The organism is Brachybacterium sp. (assembly GCF_052095815.1).
Classification (GTDB): domain Bacteria; phylum Actinomycetota; class Actinomycetes; order Actinomycetales; family Dermabacteraceae; genus Brachybacterium.
In genome coordinates, this window is the sequence record NZ_JBQDLF010000018.1 from 13,902 (window position 1) to 34,345 (window position 20,444).

19 protein-coding genes are annotated in these 20,444 nt (G+C 68.4%); 12 read left to right on the forward strand and 7 right to left on the reverse strand.

Translation table 11 applies throughout. The features are described from left to right. Window positions 1-8: 8 nt before the first annotated feature. Window positions 9-962, forward strand: coding sequence for a carbohydrate ABC transporter permease (locus ACTH43_RS08990; RefSeq protein WP_441444568.1), 954 nt, complete (start codon window positions 9-11; stop codon window positions 960-962). A 32-nt stretch (window positions 963-994) separates the two neighbouring features. Beyond that, window positions 995-1,636, forward strand: coding sequence for a YesL family protein (locus ACTH43_RS08995; RefSeq protein ID WP_441444569.1), 642 nt, complete (start codon window positions 995-997; stop codon window positions 1,634-1,636). Here ACTH43_RS08995 and ACTH43_RS09000 read toward each other — a convergent pair whose 3' ends face one another. From ACTH43_RS09000 to ACTH43_RS09010, 3 genes are read right to left on the reverse strand one after another with little or no spacing between them, the layout of a single operon-like run. Beyond that, complete coding sequence (locus tag ACTH43_RS09000; protein ID WP_441444570.1) at window positions 1,637-2,638, reverse strand: LacI family DNA-binding transcriptional regulator; 1,002 nt, start codon at window positions 2,636-2,638, stop codon at window positions 1,637-1,639. It lies immediately after the preceding gene. A 25-nt stretch (window positions 2,639-2,663) separates the two neighbouring features. Next, window positions 2,664-3,809 (reverse strand): Gfo/Idh/MocA family protein, encoded by a 1,146-nt coding sequence (locus ACTH43_RS09005; protein ID WP_345079526.1) that lies wholly within the window; start codon window positions 3,807-3,809, stop codon window positions 2,664-2,666. Beyond that, window positions 3,806-4,606, reverse strand: coding sequence for a ThuA domain-containing protein (locus ACTH43_RS09010; protein ID WP_441444571.1), 801 nt, complete (start codon window positions 4,604-4,606; stop codon window positions 3,806-3,808). Before ACTH43_RS09010 ends, ACTH43_RS09005 begins: the two co-directional genes overlap by 4 nt. Before the next feature lie 333 nt (window positions 4,607-4,939). Here ACTH43_RS09010 and ACTH43_RS09015 point away from each other — a divergent pair, with 333 nt between their 5' ends. After that, window positions 4,940-6,469, forward strand: a complete 1,530-nt coding sequence (locus tag ACTH43_RS09015; RefSeq protein ID WP_441444572.1) for a DUF1846 domain-containing protein — start codon at window positions 4,940-4,942, stop codon at window positions 6,467-6,469. A 13-nt stretch (window positions 6,470-6,482) separates the two neighbouring features. Here ACTH43_RS09015 and ACTH43_RS09020 read toward each other — a convergent pair whose 3' ends face one another. Both ACTH43_RS09020 and ACTH43_RS09025 read right to left on the reverse strand, forming a co-directional pair. Next, window positions 6,483-7,235 carry a ZIP family metal transporter gene (locus tag ACTH43_RS09020; RefSeq protein ID WP_441444573.1) on the reverse strand — a complete coding sequence of 251 codons (753 nt, stop codon included), beginning with the start codon at window positions 7,233-7,235 and terminating at the stop codon, window positions 6,483-6,485. 83 nt (window positions 7,236-7,318) lie between these two features. Further along, a complete protein-coding gene (locus tag ACTH43_RS09025; RefSeq protein ID WP_441444574.1) occupies window positions 7,319-7,888 on the reverse strand; it encodes a DapH/DapD/GlmU-related protein in 570 nt (189 codons plus the stop codon). A gap of 117 nt (window positions 7,889-8,005) precedes the next feature. Here ACTH43_RS09025 and ACTH43_RS09030 point away from each other — a divergent pair, with 117 nt between their 5' ends. The 3 genes from ACTH43_RS09030 (at window position 8,006) to ACTH43_RS09040 (ending at window position 11,031) form a co-directional block, all read left to right on the forward strand. Next, complete coding sequence (locus tag ACTH43_RS09030) at window positions 8,006-8,758, forward strand: alpha/beta hydrolase (RefSeq protein WP_441444575.1); 753 nt, start codon at window positions 8,006-8,008, stop codon at window positions 8,756-8,758. Between the two features lie 152 nt (window positions 8,759-8,910). Then, window positions 8,911-9,297: a hypothetical protein gene (locus tag ACTH43_RS09035; RefSeq protein WP_441444576.1), complete on the forward strand. Its 387-nt coding sequence runs from the start codon at window positions 8,911-8,913 to the stop codon at window positions 9,295-9,297. Window positions 9,298-9,381: 84 nt separating this feature from the next. Next, window positions 9,382-11,031: an NERD domain-containing protein gene (locus tag ACTH43_RS09040; protein WP_441444577.1), complete on the forward strand. Its 1,650-nt coding sequence runs from the start codon at window positions 9,382-9,384 to the stop codon at window positions 11,029-11,031. Here the strand turns inward: ACTH43_RS09040 and ACTH43_RS09045 are convergent. Further along, a complete protein-coding gene (locus tag ACTH43_RS09045) occupies window positions 10,971-11,732 on the reverse strand; it encodes a hypothetical protein (RefSeq protein WP_441444578.1) in 762 nt (253 codons plus the stop codon). The two genes, ACTH43_RS09040 and ACTH43_RS09045, sit on opposite strands and share 61 nt — an antisense overlap. A gap of 256 nt (window positions 11,733-11,988) precedes the next feature. On the opposite strand from ACTH43_RS09045, the gene ACTH43_RS09050 reads away from it, so the two are divergent. The 6 genes from ACTH43_RS09050 to ACTH43_RS09075 all read left to right on the forward strand — a co-directional run bounded on the left by ACTH43_RS09050 (window position 11,989) and on the right by ACTH43_RS09075 (window position 19,147). Then, entirely contained in the window at window positions 11,989-13,008 is a 1,020-nt protein-coding gene (locus ACTH43_RS09050; protein WP_441444579.1) for a LacI family DNA-binding transcriptional regulator, read from the forward strand. Window positions 13,009-13,011: 3 nt separating this feature from the next. Then, a complete protein-coding gene (locus tag ACTH43_RS09055; RefSeq protein ID WP_441444580.1) occupies window positions 13,012-14,007 on the forward strand; it encodes an ABC transporter permease in 996 nt (331 codons plus the stop codon). Window positions 14,008-14,012: 5 nt separating this feature from the next. Further along, on the forward strand, window positions 14,013-14,963 hold the full coding sequence (locus ACTH43_RS09060) for a carbohydrate ABC transporter permease (RefSeq protein ID WP_441444581.1): 951 nt from the start codon (window positions 14,013-14,015) through the stop codon (window positions 14,961-14,963). A 92-nt stretch (window positions 14,964-15,055) separates the two neighbouring features. Beyond that, on the forward strand, window positions 15,056-16,666 hold the full coding sequence (locus ACTH43_RS09065; protein ID WP_441444582.1) for an extracellular solute-binding protein: 1,611 nt from the start codon (window positions 15,056-15,058) through the stop codon (window positions 16,664-16,666). Between the two features lie 61 nt (window positions 16,667-16,727). Next, window positions 16,728-18,158, forward strand: a complete 1,431-nt coding sequence (locus ACTH43_RS09070; RefSeq protein WP_441444583.1) for a GH32 C-terminal domain-containing protein — start codon at window positions 16,728-16,730, stop codon at window positions 18,156-18,158. Next, a complete protein-coding gene (locus ACTH43_RS09075; RefSeq protein WP_441444584.1) occupies window positions 18,155-19,147 on the forward strand; it encodes a carbohydrate kinase family protein in 993 nt (330 codons plus the stop codon). Before ACTH43_RS09070 ends, ACTH43_RS09075 begins: the two co-directional genes overlap by 4 nt. On the opposite strand, the gene ACTH43_RS09080 is transcribed toward ACTH43_RS09075, so the two are convergent. Next, window positions 19,078-20,400, reverse strand: a complete 1,323-nt coding sequence (locus ACTH43_RS09080; protein WP_441444615.1) for a short-chain fatty acid transporter — start codon at window positions 20,398-20,400, stop codon at window positions 19,078-19,080. The two genes, ACTH43_RS09075 and ACTH43_RS09080, sit on opposite strands and share 70 nt — an antisense overlap. Window positions 20,401-20,444 lie beyond the last annotated feature (44 nt).

The following is a 20,444-nucleotide window of genomic DNA, read 5'->3' on the forward strand; positions in this document are numbered from 1 at the left end:
GGGGCCCCATGACCACCGAGACGACTGAGACGACTGAACGCGCTGCCGCCCGCAGCTCCCCGCGCCGTCTGGGCCGGCGCCTGACGGGCAATGACATGGTCTTCACCGTCGTGATCGCCCTGATCTGCGCGACGGTCCTGTTCGCGACGCTCTACCCGCTGTACTTCGTCATGATCGCCTCCATCAGCGATCCGACGGCAGTGGCAACCGGGAGGGTCTCCTTCCTGCCCAAGAACATCAGCTTCTTCGGGTACCAGCAGATCTTCGAGGACACACGGATCTGGGTCGGCTACCGCAACACACTGGTCTACAGCGTGGTCGGCACAGCGCTGAACCTGGTGGTGACCCTCCCTGCGGCCTATGCGCTCTCGCGGCGTGAGTTCCGGCCCCGGCGCCCGCTCATGCTGATCTTCGCCTTCACCATGTTCTTCAACGGCGGTCTGATCCCGACCTACCTGCTGTACCGGGACCTGGGCCTGCTGGACAACTGGCTGGTGTTCATCCTCCCCTCGGCGCTGAATGTGTTCAACCTGATCATCGCGCGGGCCTTCTTCGAGAATTCCCTGCCCGAGGAGCTCTTCGAGGCCGCCATGATCGACGGCGTGGACTACTTCCGCTTCTTCACCACCATTGCGCTGCCGCTGTCCAAAGCACTGATCTCCCTGATCGGCCTGTACTACCTGGTGCAGCACTGGAACGACTTCTTCACCGGGCTGATCTTCGTGCGGGACTACGACAAACAGCCGCTCCAGATCGTGCTGCGAGACATCCTGCTGTCCAACCAGGCCTTCTCCGGGGGCGCCGGGGGCGCTGGCGGCTCCGGCGGCGCCTACGGGCAGCGCTACGCGGATCAGATCAAGTACGGGGTCATCATCGTCTCTACGCTGCCCGTCATCATCCTGTACCCCTTCCTGCAGAAGTACTTCGAGAAGGGCGTGCTGATCGGGTCGGTGAAGGGATGAGCATCGCGACACCGGCGCGACCGGGGAGGCTGATGCCTCAGCTGGTGCGCTGGCACCTGGTGCTCGGGGAGCTGGCGCTGCGGCTGTTCCTGCTGCAGCTGCTCTGGGTGCTCGGCACCCTGGCCGGTGCGGTGGTGTTCGGCGCGCTGCCGGCGACGGCAGCGCTGTGCACCGTGCTGCGGGAGGACCGGCTCGAGCAGATCGCGGAGGAGGCCGGGGAACGTCCGCGCCCCAGGCCCCGGCTCTGGAAGGAGTTCTGGGGTGCCTGGCGCACGGAGTTCTGGCGGGCCCACCGCCTGGGTGGGGTGCTGCTGCTGGGATGGCTGCTGCTCGCCCTGGACCGCGCAGTGCTGACCGGCGTCGCGCTGGGGTCCATCGCTCCGCTGGTGAGCGGGCTGGTGGTGGTGCTGACGGTGGTGCTGGTGCTGCTGAGCTCCGTGGTGTGGCCGCTGGCCGCCCACTTCGCCGACCCCATCGGCCGGGTGCTGCGGATGGGTCTGGTGCTGCTGCTGCGCCGGCCATCGATCGCACTGTTCACCGCAGTCCTGCTCGCCGCCACGATCTGGGTGGCCCAGACCGTTCCCGGGCTGGTGCCGGTGTTCGGCATCGTCCTGCCGGCGTGGGCGGTGACGACGTTGATGTGGCGGTCCGGTGCGATGCCGCTCAGCGCTTGATCAGCCTTCGAGCCAGCGCGGCTCCACCAGTGTGATCCGTGGCCCGGCGCCGTCGATCTGGAGCAGGCGCACCAGCTCTCCGACGGCGAGCTCGCTGATCTCCACGCGGCGAGGATCGATCTGCGGCACCGCGGCCAGCAGCGGACTGATATCTGCCAGATACTCGCCGCTGAGCCCGATGAGCAGTCGCGTCTCGTCCACCAGTGCGCCGGCGGCGGCCATCGCGAACAGCACCTGCCGCACCCCGGTGATGCCGAACAGGGCGGTGCGCTGGTTGGGGAGGGTGATCCGCAGCGCCCTGTCCGGTACGTCGGCGAGCTCTCCGGCGTCGAGCACCACCTCGAGCTGCGCCTCCTCTGCGGCGTCCTCGACCCCGGCCAGGAAGCGGGAGACGTCATTGCGTGACCGTCTGCGGTCCGGCGCGCCGAACAGCAGCAGCCGATCACAGCCCTCCTCGAGGGTCCGCTCCACGACCATCTGTCCCAGCATCTCGAAGTCGAGGTCCACGACGGATCCCTGGGGGAATTCCTCGGGCTTGCCGATCGTCACGAAGGGCAGCCCGGAGTCGATCACCGGGGCGACGCGCTCGTCGAACCGGTCCAGCTCCATCAGGATCAGGCCCTCGCACACCCCGGTGCGGACCACCCGCCGAATCCCTGCCGCTCCCTCCTGCGCAGTGACCAGCAGGATGTCGTAGCCGTGTCGGCGGGCCTCGCGGGCGATCGCCGCGATGAAGACCATCAGCACTCCATCGTCAGCCCCGGTCTCGGGGACCATCAGGCCGATCACGCCGCTGCGCCGGGAGCGCAGGGTGCGAGCGCCGGAGTTGGGGTGATATCCGAGCTTGGCGATCGCGTCCTCGACCCGGACACGGGTCTCCTCGGAGATCGGGCGGGAGCCGGTGAGCACATAGCTCACGGTGGATTGGGAGACGCCGGCGAGCCGAGCGACGTCCTGGCTCGTCGGGGCTTTCGCCCTCGCCGCTGTCTTCCTCACCGCCACGCCCGGTCTCCCTCCCCGGATGTGCTCACCCGATGCTCAGCCCCGCGCTGCCAGTCTTCCATGACTGCAGAGCTGAGCTGCGCCCGTCTTCGGAATCCAGGATCCGAGCGGCGGCGAGCGCCTCCTCGAGCAGGTCCGCGAGCTGCACTCGGGTGCCGGTGTCGGCCGCGCGGACCGCCGCTTCGACGATCGCCTGGGTCCATACATTCCCGTGCACCTCGGAGTCCGGCATCGGCCCGCCGCGCAGCGCCGCGCAGAACCGCGCGAGGGAGTCTGCCAACTCCCAGCGGGCATCCGGTGCAGGAGTGCGGCCGAGGACGACCTCTGCGGCTTCCTTCTCGGCCCGGTGGGCGGCAGGCACGGTCTCGCCGTCCCAGAGCACGCTCCCGAGCTCGCAGCTGATCCGCCACTCGCCGTTCCAGCTGGTCTCGGCCCCCGGAGCGGCCCAGGAGCCGGCGAAGGTGTGCACGGTCCCGCTGTCGTAGGTGATGGTCACCGTGGCGGCGGTGTCTCCGGCGTACCAGCTCCAGGAAGGGTTGTAGGAGGCGGCGGTGACGGCGAGCGGATTGCCGTCGACCAGCACCCGACCGGCGTCGAAGGCGTGGATCGCCATGTCCACGATCAGCGGGTGATCCATCTCGTCGCGGAAGCCGCCGAAGCGGGGCGCCTTGTAGAAGCGGGTGTCCACGATGCCGGCACCGCCGAGCTCGTCGGCCAGGCGCCGCGCCTCGTGCAGGTGGGGGTTGTTGCGCCGGGACTGGGAGACCATGAACAGCTGCCCGGTGGCCTCCGCATGGCCGGCGAGCGAGACCGCCTCGGCGAGGGTCGCAGCGCACGGCTTCTCCCCCAGCACCGGGAATCCGGCGTGCAGGGCGTCCGCGGTGACGGCGTGGTGGGCGGCCGGGATCGTCACGTCGATGACCGCCTCCGCGCCGGAGCGCCGGGCGACCTCGAGGGCGTCGGTCCCGGTGACGATCCCGGCCTGCTGCTCCTCGGGCACCACCTCGGAGACCGCGCGTTCCGCGGCTCCCTCGAGCAGGTCAGCCACCCCGACCAGCCGGGCCGCGTCGCTGCGCAACACCGTGCTGATCCACGCTCGGCCCATGCCGCCGGCGCCGATCACGACGACCGGGACGGGGGTTGGTGCTGTTGCGGCGGTGTGCGTGCTCATGCGCTCTTCCCTGCTGCTGCGGCGTCGCCCACGCCCTGGCCGACGGCGCCGGTGGTGAACCATTCGGTCTCATACCGGTCCAGGAAGGGCACTTGGCGGTCGGCGACCGCCGGCCGGGCCCACTGCACGCTGTTGGCGATCACGCGCCGGACCGCCTGGTGCTGATAGACGGGATAGTCCTGGTCACCGGGGCTGAAGTAGAAGATCTTGCCCTTGCCTCGCCGGAAGGTGCAGCCGGAGCGGAACACCTCTCCCCCGCTGAAGGAGGAGACGAAGACCAGCTCATCGGGCACCGGGATGTCGAAGTGCTCCCCGTACATCTCCTGCTCGGGGATGACGATCGGGTGCGGTACGCCCTCGGCGATCGGATGTGAGGGGTTCACGGTCCAGACCAGCTCACGGTCGGCCTCGTTGCGCCAGCGCAGCGTGCAGGTGGTGCCCATCAGCCGGATGAACGGCTTGGACCAGTGGCCGGAGTGCAGGACCACGAGGCCCATGCCGGCCAGCACATGCTTCTGGACCCGCTCGGCGACCTCGTCGGAGACCTCGTGGTGGGCCATGTGGCCCCACCAGGTGAGGACGTCGGTCGCCGCGAGGACCTCTTCGCTGAGCCCATGCTCAGGATCGTCCAGGAGGGCGAAGCGGGTGGTCACCTCGTCGCCGAGGTTCTCGACGATGCCGTCGCGGATCGCGGCGTGCATCCCTTCGGGATAGTGCTCTCGAACGCGCGGGTCGCGCTGCTCGTGGCGGTTCTCGCCCCAGACGGTGACGCGCAGGGGGCTGGTATTCATGGGCATGGGTGTCCTTGGGTGGGGTGAGGGGAGTCGTGGGTCATCCCGTGACAGCTCCGACGGTGAGGTCTGACTTCGTCGTCTCATATCTGAGAAGACTCATCGATTCGAATCAACTATGAGCGGAACGTCGGGTGCCCGAAATCATGTCCGACGTTCGCAGGCCATGCAAGCCCCATGGCGCATCACCGCCGGCAGCTCTCCTGAACGACTGTCGATTCGTATCCCGTCCGAATCGCGCCCGAAGTGCGACTCTGCTCCGATCGACTCCCGCGCGCTCCCGGAGCCACATCGAGGCGCCCCCGCATCTTCGCAGCGGGACGGTGCTAGCGTGCCGGGGTGACCGTTCCGGATGTTCGTCCCAGCTCCCCGTCCGCCGCTGCCGCGATCGGCTTCGATCGCGAGAAGTACATCGAGCTGCAGTCGCGGCACATCCAGCAGCGCCGCGAGGAGATCGGCGGAAAGCTGTACCTGGAGATGGGCGGCAAGCTCTTCGATGACCACCACGCCGCGAGAGTGCTGCCAGGCTTCACGCCGGACAACAAGATCGCGATGCTGCATCGGCTGAAGGATGAGCTGGAGATCCTGGTGTGCCTGAACGCCAAGGACCTCGAGCGGCAGAAGGTCCGCGCAGATCTGGGCATCTCCTACGAGGACGACATGCTGCGCCTCATCGATGTGTTCCGCGAGCATGGCTTCCTGGTGGAGAACGTGGTGCTCACCCAGCTGGAGGACTCCAACCACGTCGCGCATGCCTTCATCGAGCGGCTGCAGCGGCTGGGCCTGAACGTCGCCCGGCACACCGTGATCCCCGGCTACCCGCAGGACACCGAGCGGATCGTCTCCGCGCAGGGCCTCGGGGCGAACGAGTACTCGCACACCACCCGGGACCTGATCGTGGTGACGGCGCCGGGGCCGGGCTCCGGCAAGCTCGCCACCTGCCTCTCGCAGATCTACCACGACCATCAGAGCGGGATCAGCTCGGGATATGCGAAGTTCGAGACCTTCCCGATCTGGAACCTGCCGCTCGAGCATCCGGTGAACCTCGCCTATGAGTCAGCGACGGCAGATCTTGATGATCTGAACCTCATCGACCCCTTCCATCTCGCGACCTATGGCAAGCAGGTCACCAGCTACAACCGGGACGTCGAGGTGTTCCCGCTGCTGCGCACACTGCTGGAGCGGCTGACGGGCGACTCTCCCTACGCCTCCCCCACCGATATGGGGGTGAACCTCGCCGGCGACTGCATCGTGGATGACGCGGTGTGCCGCGAGGCGTCGCGCCAGGAGATCATCCGCCGCTATTACAAGGCGCTCATGCATGAGCGGATCAACGACGAGGAAGACGTCGTCTCCCAGCGGATCGGGATGATCATGTCCAAGGCGGGCTGCTCGCTCAGCGACCGCGCCGTGGTGGAGCCCGCCCTCGCGGTCGAGGCCCGCACCGGAGAGCCGGGCGCCGCGATCCAGCTGGCCGACGGCACAATCGTCGCCGGCAAGACCTCCCCCCTGCTGGGCTGCTCGGCGGCGATGCTGCTGAACGCGCTCAAGCACCTGGCCGGGCTCGAGGACTCCGTGCAGCTGCTCTCCCCCTCCTCGATCGAGCCGATCCAGACTCTGAAGACGGAGCATCTGGGCTCCCGGAACCCCCGCCTGCACACCGACGAGGTGCTGATCGCGCTGTCGGTCTCCGCCTCGAGCGACGAGAACGCCCGCCGTGCGATCGACCAGCTGCGCAGCCTGGCCGGCTGTGATGTGCACACCACCACGATCCTGGGCACGGTGGACGAGGACATCTTCCGCAACCTCGGGATCTCGGTGACCTCCGAGCCGCGGTTCCTGCACAAGGCGCTCTACCACAAGCGCTGAGCAGACCGGCCGCTCACCCCATCGCGTGCAGCATCAGCGCCGCGAGGAAGCCGAGGGTCCCGAGCAGCCCGGTGTACAGCGAGTCCTTCGCGAAGGCCTCGGGGATCATGGTGTCGGTGATCATGGCGAGGATCGCTCCGGTGGCGAGCGCGTTCACCACCGCGAGGGTCGCGGGAGGTGCCCCGTCCAGCAGCAGGAAGCCGGCGAGCGAGGCGAGCCCGGAGGCCAGCGCGATCGCACCCCAGATCCCGAACACGTACCTGCGGCTGCGCCCGGCACGCTTCCAGCCGGCGCTGCTGGAGAGCCCCTCCGGCACGTTGGAGATGAACACCGCGGCGAACATCGGGATGCTCAGTCCCGGGCCGGCGAGCACGCTGAGCCCGAGCACCATGGACTCGGGGATCCCATCCAGAAGGGCGCCGATCGCGATTGCTCCCCCGCTGCCGGACTGCTCGTCCTCGGAGGTCTGCTGCTCACCGCTGCGCTTGCGGTGCCGGGCGCCATAGCGGGCCAGCACGATGTTCAGTCCCACGTAGATCAGAGCGCCGGCGAGGAAGCCGCCGGCTGTGGCGAGCAGCCCGCCCTGGTCCATCGCGTCTGAGACCAGCTCGAAGGTGAGCGCGGAGATCAGCACCCCGGCGCCGAAGGCCATGATCCCTGCGACGATCGCCGGCGGGACCTTCACGAACCAGGCGATCGCGCTGCCGAGCAGCAGCGCACCGCCGACGATCAGCCCTGCCAGCAGGGCGAGCAGCCAGGGAGCCATGTCGTCTCCTCACGATCGATCGGGCGCGGTGGGTGCCGACGATAGCCCTCTCCTCAGCCGTGGACGGTGTCACCGTCGAGGACTCAGCCCACGACGGTCCTCAGCACCCGCGCCGGGGAGCCGACCACGAGGGCTCGTGCCGGCACGTCCTTGGTGACGACCGACGCCGCCGCGATCACCGCGTCATCCCCGATGGTGACGCCGGGCAGGATCGTGACGTTCGCGCCGACCCAGACGTTCTTACCGATCACCACCGGGGAGGGGTGCAGGTCCCCGCGGCGGCTGGGGGCGAGGTCATGGTTCAACGTGGCGATCACGGTGTTGTGACCGATGAGGCAGTCGTCACCGATCTCGAGCCCGCCCTGATCCTGAAAGCGGCAGCCGGCGTTGAGGAACACGCGCTTGCCCAGGCGGATGTTCTTGCCGAAGTCGGAGGTGAAGGGTGGGAAGAGGGTGACGCTCTCGTCGACCTGGCGACCGGTGAGCTCGGTGAGCAGCTCCCGCACGCGCGCCGGTGCGTGGTAGCTGCCGTTGAGCTCGCCGGTGACCCGCAGCGCTTCCTGGCTGGTCTCGTGCATCACGGCGTGCAAGGGGGAGTTCGCAGGCACCGTCTCGCCGGAGTCGAGGGCGCTGAGCAGGTCGGCGAGTGTCATGGAGCTGCCTTCTACGAGTGGCCGCGCCTCGATCAGGCGGCGAGTCGATCCAGCGTACCCAGCGGGTTCGCACCAGGTGGGCCGAGAGGCGGGCGCTGCACGGACTACCGTGCTCCCATGATGTCCGCCCGCTCTGCTCGCCGCTGGTTGCTGCGATCCCTGGTCGCCGTGCTCGTGCTGGTGCTGCTCGCGGTGGTGGGCATCGTGGCATGGAGCCGAATCGGCGTCATGTCCGCAGAGTCAGCACCGCTGCGCAGCGTCGTCGAGGACCCTCGCCTCTCGCTCGCCGAGACCGACACCTCGCTGCTCCTGCAGCCAGCGGAGTCCGGCCCCGCCCGCACCGGGCTCGTCTTCTACCCCGGGGCGAAGGTCGAGCCTGAGGCATATGTCGCGCGCCTGGCGGATCTGGTCACTGCGCAGGGCATGACCGTGGTGATCGTGAAGCCCACGCTGAACTTGGCCCTGCTGGATCGCCGCGACCTGGATCTCTTCACCGGTGCCGCGCCCGAGGTCGAGACCTGGCTCGTGGGCGGTCACTCGCTCGGCGGGGTGCGCGCCTGCCAGCTCGCCCTCGAGGCCGACGCTCTGGTGCTGTTCGCGGCGTACTGCGCCGACGACCTCTCCACTGCTCAGCTGCCCGTGCTGAGCCTCGCGGGCGGCGAGGATGGGCTCTCGACTCCGGCGGACATCCTCGCGCACCGTGACCGCCTACCGAGCACTGCGACCATGGTCGAGGTCGACGGCGCGAGCCATGCGAGCTTCGGCGACTACGGTGCGCAGTCCGGAGACGGGACGGCGACCCTCTCCGACCAGGAGATGAATGTCGCGGTCAGCGCTGCGGTGGCCGAGTTCCTCGCGGCCCGCGGCTGAGAGATATTCCTCGGCGCCCCTGATGGAGCGGCGAAGAGGGGTGACCTGGCGTGAGAGAATTTCTCGGTCTGCGCGCCGGATCGGGGATATCCGGCGCGCGGCCATGACCTGCCCCGTCGACCGCCCCTGGGACTCCGTGCTCTACTGGGCAGATGACTACGGATATCTCCCACCGCCGCCGGATGACCCGCACTGAAGCATTGGGCTGGAATCCAGACTGGTCCGTCGGAGACATCCGCCTGATCGGCGAGAACTTCGACCGGGTGGAAGCGGTGACCTTCTACCGCACCTCATCCAATGGCAGCGTCACCGCACAGGATGCCGAGGGACGCTCGGTGATGTACCTCTACCCGGGATATGTCGAGTTCCGCAAGGGGCTCGCACCCGAGGAGCGCCCCGAGCCGGACTGGCATGGACTGGCGCTGTCCTCCTTCCGCCCCCGCTCGGCCACGTCGTCCAAGGGCGAGGAGCGGCTCACCTTCTGCCCGAGCTGCTTCTACGCGCTTCCCTCGACCGGAGTGTGCGACACCTGTGACTGAGCAGGACCTGGCGCTGAGGAATCCCTCCTGTCTCGGTAGCCTGGCCCCGCCAGCGACGACGCCGGCCAGACTCTGAGGAGCGCCATGCCGATCACCCACCCCGCGCAGCCCGACTTCGCCTCCGCAGCCGAGCAGACGGTGTGGGATCACCTGAGCGTTCAGCTGCCGGACGACGCCGTGCTGATCGCCGGGCAGCGCCTCACCGCGGGAGGCGAGGAGATCGAGGCGGATCTTCTGGTGCTGTGGCCGGGCTTCGGCCTGGCGGTGATCGAGGTCAAGGGCGGGCGGGTCTCTCTGCGGGACGGGCGCTGGTATCAGGGTGACCGCAGCGGGCAGCGGGAGCTGAAGAAGTCCCCGATCGATCAGGCGCAGAAGGCGAAGCATCACCTCATCGAGTACCTCAACGCGGGAGCATCCCGGAACATCGGCCGCGCCGTGCACCTGGCTGTCCTGCCCTACACCGAGCTGCCGAGCGACTGGGACGTCCCCGAGGCACCGCGCGGCATCACCCTGGACAGCACCGACCTGCCCCGCCTCGCGGACCGGATCGTGCATGCCCTGAACGCCCAGACCCGTGGGGTGTACCCGCCGCTGGATGCGCAGCAGTGCGCCTACGCGGTGAAGCGGCTGCGTCGGACCCATCGCGCGATCGAGAACCATCAGCTGCTGGCCCGCGAGATCGCGGACGCAGGCAATGCGCGAACCAGTGAGCAGGAGAGGGCGATCGCGCTGCTGCGCTTCCAGCACCGGGCGCAGATCATCGGCGGGGCCGGTTCGGGCAAGACCCACCTGGCGATGATCAAGGCCCGCACCCTGGCCCGCGACGGCTTCCGCACAGCCCTGCTGTGCTACTCCCGCGGCCTGGCTCGGCACTTCCAGCTGCTCGCCGCCACGTGGCCTGAGGAGGAGCGACCCGCCTACGTCGGGCTCTTCCACGACCTCCCGGTGCGCTGGGGAGCGGAGACCGAGGAGCAGTTCGACGGCGATCCCGTCACCTACTACGAGGAGCATCTCCCCCGCCGTCTCGCCGAGCTCGCCGCCGTCCAGGATCCGGAGGAGCTGTTCGACGCGATCGTGGTCGATGAGGCGCAGGACTTCGCAGATGTCTGGTGGGACGGGCTGCAGCCATGCCTGCGGGATCCCGGGGAGGGGGTGCTATTCGTGTTCACCGACGAGCACCAGAGCGTGTTCGATCGGGAGGGCCGCGCCCCGATCACCCTGAATCCCTTCCCGCTGGACGATAACCTGCGCAACACCAAGTCGATCGCCCGCACCTTCGCGCCGCTCACCCCGCTCACGCAGAACCCGCGGATGGACGACGGAGCCCCGGTCCGCTACGTGGAGTCCCTCTCCGCGGAGGCGGTCGCCGCCGCCGACGATGTCGTCGAGCAGCTCATGGACGAGGGCTGGAAGCCCGGCCAGATCGCCCTGCTCACCACCCGCAGTCGTCACCCGGTCCAGAAGGAACAGGTGGAGCAGTACGGCTATGACGGCTACTGGGACGAGTTCTTCGCTGCGACGGATGTCTTCTACGGGCACGTGCTGAACTTCAAGGGCCTTGAGCGGCCCGTGGTGGTGCTCGCCATCAATGGCTTCGGCTCGGCCGAGCGTGCCCCGCAACTGCTGTACGTGGGGCTCTCACGGCCGCGGTCACTGCTGGTGGTGGTCGGGGATCAGGGCGAGATCTGGGATGCCGGCGGCGGCGATGTGCTGCAGAGGATCCGCGGCAGGTAGACGGAGGAAGGTCGCCGGGCCCCGGCGTCACTCCTCGACCGGCGCGTAGACCGCGGGGAGGACTGCCTGGGGAGAACCGGCGTGAGCTTCACCGAGGCGGCCTCGGTCCCCTTCGGAACGTCGAAGATCAGCTGGTACACCGCGTTCTCGCCGGGGGCGAGCTCTCTCATGGTGGGCTCCTTCGCCGGGTCCGTGGAGAGCAGACCGGACGGCTTCTGGCGAGAGTGGATCACTGTGTCGGCGTCGATGAGCTCGTAGGTGCTCAGAGGCGACAGCACCTCGGTGCTGTTGTTCGTCAGCGCGATCTCGACGACCACGAACTCTCCCTCGGCCGTGATCTCGTAGTCCGTCCCGGCGTAGAGCACGCCCGCCCGCTCGACTCCGGTGACCTCCATCGGGAAGGCCGCCGCGGCCTTCGCCGTCTCGGCGGCCTGGGCGGACGCTGTTGCCTCGACGGCCTCCTCGCTCTCCCTCTCCGCGGCCGCTGACCGGCTCTCGTCGGCCGCGGCCTCCGAGTGGGAGGCCTCCACCCTCGCCACGGCGTCGCGGCGCATCCCACCGATCACCACGAACACCTCCACGAGCACCAGCGCCAGACACACGACGCCGAACCCCACCACCGGACCCCAGAACCGCGCTCCCGTGGCCTTGGGCGGCATCTTGGCCTCATCAGGCCGCTCCTGCTCGTCCTGCTCGTCCATCTCGTCCCCCTCGTGCTCGCGCAGCCACCCCGGCGGCGTCCCCGGGGTCAGAATAACCAGGGAGCAGGAGGTGCGGAGCACCTCTGCGCGCGGCTCCCGGCCGCTGCGCATGCCGCGCGCGCCGAGCGAAAAACCCGGCTCGATTGATTGCCGCGAACCTCTTGACAAGACCGAGCCGCACCCCGCACTCTCTACGTCATACGAATAACGCGTCGTCGGGCGGACCGCCCAGCGACCGGACGACGAGGAGCACGGCATGGCGCAGCGCCCCACCATGCACGACGTGGCCGCGAAGGCCGGAGTGTCCCAGGCCGTCGTCTCCCTCGTGCTCAGCGGACGCTATGCGGGGCGCGCTTCCGAGACCACGGCCGAGCGCATCCGCGAGGCCTCCGCCGCGCTCGGCTACCGCACGAACCTCCAGGCGAAGACGCTGAAGACCGGCGTCTCCGAGATCGTCGGCCTGGTCGGCGACGACGTGGCCACCTCCCCCTTCTCGGGCCAGATGATCAAGGGCGCCCAGGATCGTGTCTGGGAGGAGGGCAGCACCCTGATGACCGTCGACACCGGAGGGGACGCCGCGCTCGAAGCCGCCGCGATCGACACGATGCTGTCCCACCAGGTGCGCGGTCTCCTGTACACGGCGATGTACCACCGCGAGCTCGACGTCCCCGACGCGGCGCTCGAGACCCGCGCCGTCGCCCTCAACGCCCGCGACCTCGCGGGCCGCATCCCCAGCGTCATCCCCGATGACGAGCAGGGCGGCTACGACGCGACGCAGGTCCTGATCGATGCGGGCCACACCCGCATCGGCATGATCAACATCTTCCCCCGGGAGGGGATCCCCGCGGCCCGCGATCGACGCCGCGGCTACGAGCGCGCCCTGACCGAGGCCGGCATCGTCCCGGATCCGGACCTCCTCTTCGCCGGCGAAGGCAACCACAGCAGCGGCCACGATGGCGCGCACGCCCTGCTCGGCCTGGACGATCCCGCCACCGCGATCTTCTGCGGCAACGACCGTACGGCCCTGGGCGCCTATCAGGCGATCTATGACCTCGGCCTGAGCATCCCCGAGAACGTCTCGATCGTCGGCTTCGACGACCAGGACATCCTGCGGGACTACTTCCACCCGGGGCTCACCACCGTGGCGCTCCCCTTCATCGCGATGGGCGAGCGTGCCGCCGCGCTCGTCCTGGATCCGACCGCCCCGGCCGCGACCCACGCCATCCCCTGCCCCGTGATCCATCGCGGATCCGTCGCTCCACCGAAAGGACGCTGACGCATGACCACCGACACCGCCGTCGGGCCTCCGACCTCTCAGGCACCCGTGCCGCCGGAGCTCTCGCACCCGCCGTCCCGCAGATCCACCTCGCGCCAGACCCGCCTGCGAAGGATCCTCCACAGCTGGCAGTTATACGTACTACTCGCGCCGGCCGTCCTCTACCTGATCGTGTTCAAGTACTGGCCGATGTACGGCGCGCAGATCGCATTCCGCGAGTACAACCCGGTCGACGGCTTCTTCTGGAGCCCCTGGGTCGGTCTGGAGCACTTCGAGGCCTTCGTCACGAGCTTCCAGTTCGAGCGCATCGTCGCGAACACGCTGACGATCAACACCGTGGGCCTGCTTGTCGCGTTCCCGGTGCCGATCATCCTGGCCCTGATCGTGAACCAGCTGCCCAGCGAACGCTTCAAGCGGCTCACGCAGACCGTCCTGTACTCGCCCTCATTCATCTCGGTGGTGGTGGTCGTGGGCATGATCCACCTCCTCTTCTCGCCGAGCTCGGGCCTGGTCAACCATCTGATCACGACCTTCGGCGGCCAGCCGATCTTCTTCATGGGCGCCCCGGAGTGGTTCCGCCCGCTCTACATCGGCTCCGACGTGTGGCAGAACGCCGGCTTCTCGATGATCATCTACCTCGCCGCTCTCACCGCGATCGATCCCTCGCTCCATGAGGCCGCGCGCATGGACGGGGCGAACCGCTTCCAGCGGATCCGGCACATCGACATCCCCGGGATCCTCCCGGTGATCACGATCCTGTTCATCCTCGCCGTCGGCAACATCTTCAACCTCGGCTTCGAGAAGGTCTACCTGATGCAGACCGACCTGAACCTGCCCACCTCCGAAGTCATCAACACCTATGTGTACAAGGTCGGCCTGCAGGGCGCCCAGTTCAGCTACTCGGCGGCCATCGGGCTGTTCAACTCCGTCCTGAACCTCCTCCTTCTGGTGACCTTCAACTGGGTCGCGAAGAAGGCCAACCAGTCGAGCCTGTGGTGATACCGATGACAACACCGACCAATACTCTTCGGGGCACGCTCCCCGACCTCGCACCCCGTCGCCAGAGCCTTGCGCAGCGCCTCGCCGACCCGCTCTTCGCGGTCGTCACCTACGGGCTCATCGCGATCACGATGCTCGTGATCGTCTATCCGCTGTACTTCATCGTCATCGCCTCGATCTCGGACCCGAACCTGGTCCAGCAGAGCAAGGTCGTCCTGCTCCCCAAGGGCATCACCTTCGACGGGTACCTCACGATCTTCGGCACCTCGACCATCGTGCGCGGCTTCCTGAACTCGGTGGTCTACACCGTGGTCGGCACCGTGATCAGCGTGACGATGATCCTCTTCGGGGCCTACGCCCTGGCCCGCAAGGACATGCCCGGCCGGAACCTGTTCATGATCCTGTTCGTGATCACGATGTTCTTCGACGGCGGCATGATCGCGCGCTATCTCGTGGTCAAGGAGCTCGGGATGCTCGACACCATGTGGGCCGTGGTGCTGCCCGGCGCGGTGGGCGTCTGGAACCTCATCATCGCCCGCACCTTCTTCGAGCAGAACCTCTCCCCCGAGCTGAGGGAGGCCTCCCAGCTGGACGGCGCCTCCGACTTCCGCTTCTTCTTCGGCATCGCACTGCCCCTGTCGAAGCCGCTCGTCGTGCTCATGGCGATGATCCACATCGTGGCGAACTGGAACGCCTTCTTCGACGCGATGATCTACCTCAGCGACGAGTCGAAGTACCCCCTCCAGCTGATCCTGCGCAACGTGCTCATCCAGTCGCAGGCCTCCGCCTCCGGCATGGACATGGCATCGATGGACTCCACCGCCGCGGCCCAGAAGATGGGCGAGCTGCTGAAGTACTCGATGATCGTCGTCTCCACGATCCCGCTGCTCATCGCCTTCCCCTTCCTCCAGCGCTACTTCGTCAAGGGCGCCACCCTCGGCGCCCTGAAGAGCTGACCGATCCCCCGCCGGCCACCCTTGCCCCTCCTCTGCAGTCCCCCCGGTTATACGAACAACTGCACGGCAATCCGTGACGAAGGAGTCTCACCATGCTGACCCAACCCCTGCTGACCCGTTCCCTGCTCTCCCGCCGCCGGTTCACGCTTGGCGCCACCGCTCTCTCCCTGACCGCCGGCCTCGCCGCCTGCGGGCGGCCCTCCGCGAAGGAGACCGAGGACCTGTCCGCCGAGGTCGGGCTCACCGACTCCGGCCTGCCGATCGTCGAGGAGGAGCTCACGCTCCGGTTCGGCGGAGCGAAGTCCGCGCTCGCCCCCGATTACGAGTCCATGGAGCTCGTGAAGACCTGGGCTTCTGACTCCGGCATCACCATCTCCTGGGACAACGAGCCGGACGAGGTCTGGGCCGAGAAGAAGAACCTCCTCCTGGCCAGCGGTGAGCTGCCCGATGCGCTGTTCAACTCGGGCCTGTCCGATGCCGAGGTCGCGAAGTACGGCGCCAACGGCACGCTGCTCGCTCTCAACGATCTCATCGAGGAGCACGCCCCGATCCTCCGGGCCCGGCTCGAGGAGCGGCCCGACATCCGGGCCGCCATGACCGCCTCCGACGGCAACATCTACACGCTCCCGAAGGTCGAGGAGATGGGCCTGGTGGCCTTCCCCTCGATGCTCTTCATCGACACCGGATGGCTGGATGAGCTCGGTCTGTCGATGCCCACCACCGTCGACGAGTACCACGAGGCGCTGCTCGCCTTCAAGGAGTCCGGGCCCGGGGCGCTCCCCCTGTCCTTCATGGGAAGCAGCTCGCTCGGCGATCTCATCGCCGCCATCGGCGGTCAGGTCGTCACCCCCGATCACCGCATCGTGGAGGACGGCGAGGTCCAGTTCACCGCGAACAAGGACGGCTACCGCGACGCGATCGCCGTGCTTCACACGTGGTTCACCGAGGGGCTGATCGACCAGGAGGCCTTCTCCCAGGACTACGTGAAGATGGTCGCCAAGGGCAAGCTGGAGCCGAAGGCGCTGGGCTCGTTCTACTTCTGGGAGGCACCCGAGGTGGTCGGCCCGGAGCGTGCCGACAGCTATGAGCTGGTCCCGCTGTTCCCCGGTCCCGACGGCGTCATCCGGGCCTGCGTCGCGAACAACCAGGAGATCAATCGCGGAGCCTTCGCGATCACGCGCACCAATGAGTACGCCGCGGCGACCATGCGCTGGGTCGACATGCTCTTCGACCCGGTCATGAGCGCCCAGACGAACTGGGGGCCGATCGGCGCCTCGCAGGAGATGAACGGCGAGGGCATGCTCGAGCAGATCCCCGTGGAGGGCGGCCAGACCGAGCAGGAGCGACGCGTCAAGGTCGCCCCGGGCGGACCGCTCATGGTCACCGCCGACGACTTCGCGAACGTCGTGCTCGCCGAACCCCGGGCCGCGGTCCGCCAGGAGCAGATCGCCGAGCACTTCGAGCCGCACCGTGCGAACGAGCAGTACCCGCCGGTGATGCTCTCGGTCGAGGAGCTGAACCGGATCAGCACGCTCGAGGCCGACGTCACCACGCTCGTGAACGAGAAGATCGCCACCTGGATCGTCAAGGGCGGCATCGAGGACGAGTGGGACGGCTACGTGACCCAGCTCGAGACGATGGGACTGCCCGAGATCGTCGAGGTCTACCAGACCGCCCACGACCGCTTCACCGAGAACTCCTGACCCCGTGCCCCGCGCCGCCGGCGCCAGCACTCCCCCATCCACTCCTGACGACTGAGAGATCATGACTCCCACCGCCCTGTCCGCATCTCGTACCGAGCTGTTCCGTCCTCGTTTCCATCTGACCCCAGAAGCCACCTGGATGAACGACCCCAACGGTCTGATCCGGTACGACGGCCGCTGGCACGCGTTCTATCAGAACAACCCCCACGGCAGCCTCTGGGGGAATCTCTCCTGGGGCCACGCGGTCTCCGACGACCTCGCGACGTGGACGCATCTGCCGGTCGCGCTGCCCTGCTCGGAGAACGAGATGATCTTCTCCGGCAGCGTCGTCCACGACGCCGCCAACAGCTCCGGGCTGGCCGCACCGGGCGAGCCGGGGCCTCTGGTCGCCTTCTACACCAGTGCGTACTCGGAGTCCCATCCCACCCGCGCCGGGATCCAGGCCCAGTCCATCGCCTACTCGACCGACGGCGGCACGGTGTGGACGTATTACGAGGGCAACCCCATCCTGGACCGCGACTCCAAGAACTTCCGCGATCCCAAGGTGTTCTTCCACCCCGAGACCGAACGCTGGGTGATGGTCACGGTCGAGGCCGTCGACTACCGCGTCCACCTGTTCACCTCCTCGGATCTGCTCACCTGGGAGCCCTCCTCGACGTTCGCGCATCCCGAGGTGGACGGCGGGATCTGGGAGTGCCCCGATCTGCTGCGGGTGCCCGTCTCGGGCCCCGGGGCACGGCCCGGGCAGGAGGCCTGGGTGCTCGTGCTCAGCACCAACCCCGGGGGGCCTGCCGGCGGATCGGGCACCTATCTGCTGATCGGCGACTTCGACGGTCGCCGCTTCTCCTCCGAGGGATCGCCGCGCCCTCTGGATCTGGGACCCGACTGCTATGCGGCGGTCTCCTTCTCCGGCGTGGAGGGGGACCCTGTGCTGCTGGGCTGGATGAACAATTGGGCGTACGCGACGCAGACCCCCACCGATCCCTGGCGCTCGGCGATGACCCTGCCGCGGACGCTGCACCTCGCGGCGACGGTCGACGGCTCGCTCGAGGTGATCCAGCACCTCGTGGTGCCGTCGGAGATCCGCACGCTCGAGCTCGGCGACGGTGCCGCCGACGGCTCCAGCGAGTCGACGATGCTGGACGCCGAGGAGCCGTTCCGTGTCCGCGGGACTCTGTCGGCCCTCGATCCGCAGCAGCTGGTGCTGCGGTTCGCCGACGGCTCCTCGCAGGCCCAGACCCTCGTCCTCTCGATGGATGCGCAGGGCCGCGTCGTCCTGGACCGCAGCGCTGCTCATGCGGCACCGTTCGCCCCGGACCACTCGCTCTCGCATCCGTATGCTCCCCGGGTCCCGAGCGACCGCGTGTCCTACGACCTGATCGTGGACCGGTCCTGCATCGACCTCGAGCTGGACGGGGGCCGCGCCGTGGTCTCCCAGCAGATCTTCCCCGGGGGCTCGGAGGTCACCGTCAGCCTGGAACCCGCCGAATGAGCCAGCCGGGAGGAGATCGGGCCGGGCAGGTGCTGGTGGTCGGCGAGGCGCTGGTGGACCTCGTCCGCACCGCAGATGGCGAGGCCCGTGCCCATCCCGGAGGAAGTCCGGCCAATATCGCCGTCGGCCTGTCCCGGCTCGGAGTCCCGACCGAGCTGCTGACCGCTCTCGGCGCGGACGCGCACGGCGATCTGCTGCGGTCGCATCTCGCGACCGCCGGGGTCCGTGTGCGTCCGACGCCGCTGGCGCGGGCGACCTCGACCGCCGAGGCGCAGCTCGCCGCCGACGGGTCTGCCGGCTACCTCTTCGAGGTCGACTGGGAGCCCGGCCCGTTCACGGCTGGGCCCGTCCGGGTCCTGCACACCGGTTCGCTCGCGATGGTCCTCGAACCGGGGGCGAGCCAGGTCCTCGCAGCACTCGCGGCGGCGGGGCCGGGGATCGTGATCAGCATCGACCCGAACGTGCGCCCCGGCCTCGGCCTGCCTCGGGAGCAGGTGCACGCGCAGCTCGAGGGCTTCGCGGCCCGCGCGCATCTGGTGAAGCTGAGCGACGAGGACCTCGCCTGGGTGTATCCCGGAGCCACCGTCGAGGAGGCCTCCGCCCACCTGCACCGCCTCGGGGTGCACCTGGTCGTGGTGACCCGCGGGGCGGACGGCTGCGCCCTCTCGGGCCCGGACTGGCGCAGCGAGCTGCCAGCGCCGACGGCGGCGGTGATCGACACGATCGGTGCCGGAGACTCGTTCATGTCGGGTCTGCTCTTCGCGCTGCTGGCCGCCGGCGGCCAGCGCGAGCTGCTCGCGGGGACGGTGTCCCGGCAGCAGGCCGAGGCCTGGGCGCGCACGGCGATGCGCTGTGCGGCGATCACCGTCGGCCGGGCCGGGGCGCAGCCGCCGTTCGTCGACGAGCTGCCCCCGGAGGCTCAGAGCGAGACGATCAGCAGCGTCCCGCCGAACACGATGCCGGAGGCGATGAGCACGATCGTGGTGTAGCCGAGGATGTCGCGCATCTTCAGCCCGGCGATGGCCAGCAGGGGGATCGCCCAGAACGGCTGGATCATGTTGGTCCACTGGTCGCCGTAGGAGACCGCCATGATGGTGATCGCCGGGTCCACACCGAGCTCGGCGCCAGCATTGAGCATGATCGGGCCCTGGACCGCGAACTGCCCCCCGCCGGAGGGGACGAAGAAGTTCACCAGGCCCGCCGAGAGGAAGGCGAACAGCCCGAAGGTGGTGGTGTTGGAGATCGAGACGAAGGCATCGGAGAAGACCTGCACCAGCCCGGAGCCGACCATCATCCCCAGGATCCCGGCGTAGAGCGGGAACTGCAGCAGGATCTCGCCCACGTTGGAGGCGGCGTTCTTGGTGAGGTGGATCAGCTCGAAGGGGTTCTTCACCAGCAGCAGGATCAGGGCCAGGAAGGACCAGTTCACGGTGTCCAGGGTCAGCGTGCCTCCGCGGGTGAAGTGCAGCACCAGATAGGCCACCAGGGCGAGCCCGGTCAGCCCGGTCACCAGGCGGCTCGCGTCGAGCCGGTCGGCCGGGGTCACGATCTCCTCCTGACCGTCCTCCGCCACCTCGCGCGCGTCGATCGACAGCTCCGTGATCGTGTCGCCCTTGCGGGGCGCAACCAGGAACAGCGCGACGGCGACGAAGAGGATCGTGACCACCGCGGCGATCATGTTCCATCCGGAGAAGACGGTCTCGGACATGGGGACCGTCTGCCCGCCGAGGGACTCCGCGAGGAACGAGCCCTCGGTCGCAGCGGTGAGGGGGCCGGAGGCCGAGTAGCCCATGTGCCACACGACGAAGCCGCCGAAGCCCGCGGCCACCAGCATCGGGAAGTGCAGCTTGAGCCCGCGCTCGCGGCTCTGGTAGGCCACCTCACGAGCCAGCAGGCCGCCGACCACGAGGCCCAGGCCCCAGGTGATCAACGACGCCGCGGCAGCCACGACGAAGACGAAGACGTAGGCGCTCAGCTCGGTCTTCGGGATCGAGGCGAGGAAGGCCAGGAGCTTCCGCACCGGCCCGGTGTTCGCCAGGATGTGACCCAGCAGCAGGATCAGCGCCATCTGGGTCATGAAGGCCAGCAGCCCGGCCAGTCCGTCGCCCCAGTGCACGACGAGATCGGCCGGCCCGGTATCGGTGAGGATCAGGCCCAGGATCGCCACGATGAAGGTCAGGACGATCGAGAACACCAGGGCGGAGGGGATGAATCGCTCCACCACATGGTTCAGAGGGCGCATGGCGCGTGAGATCGCCGTGCCCTCCTTCCTGGTGCTGCGGGTTT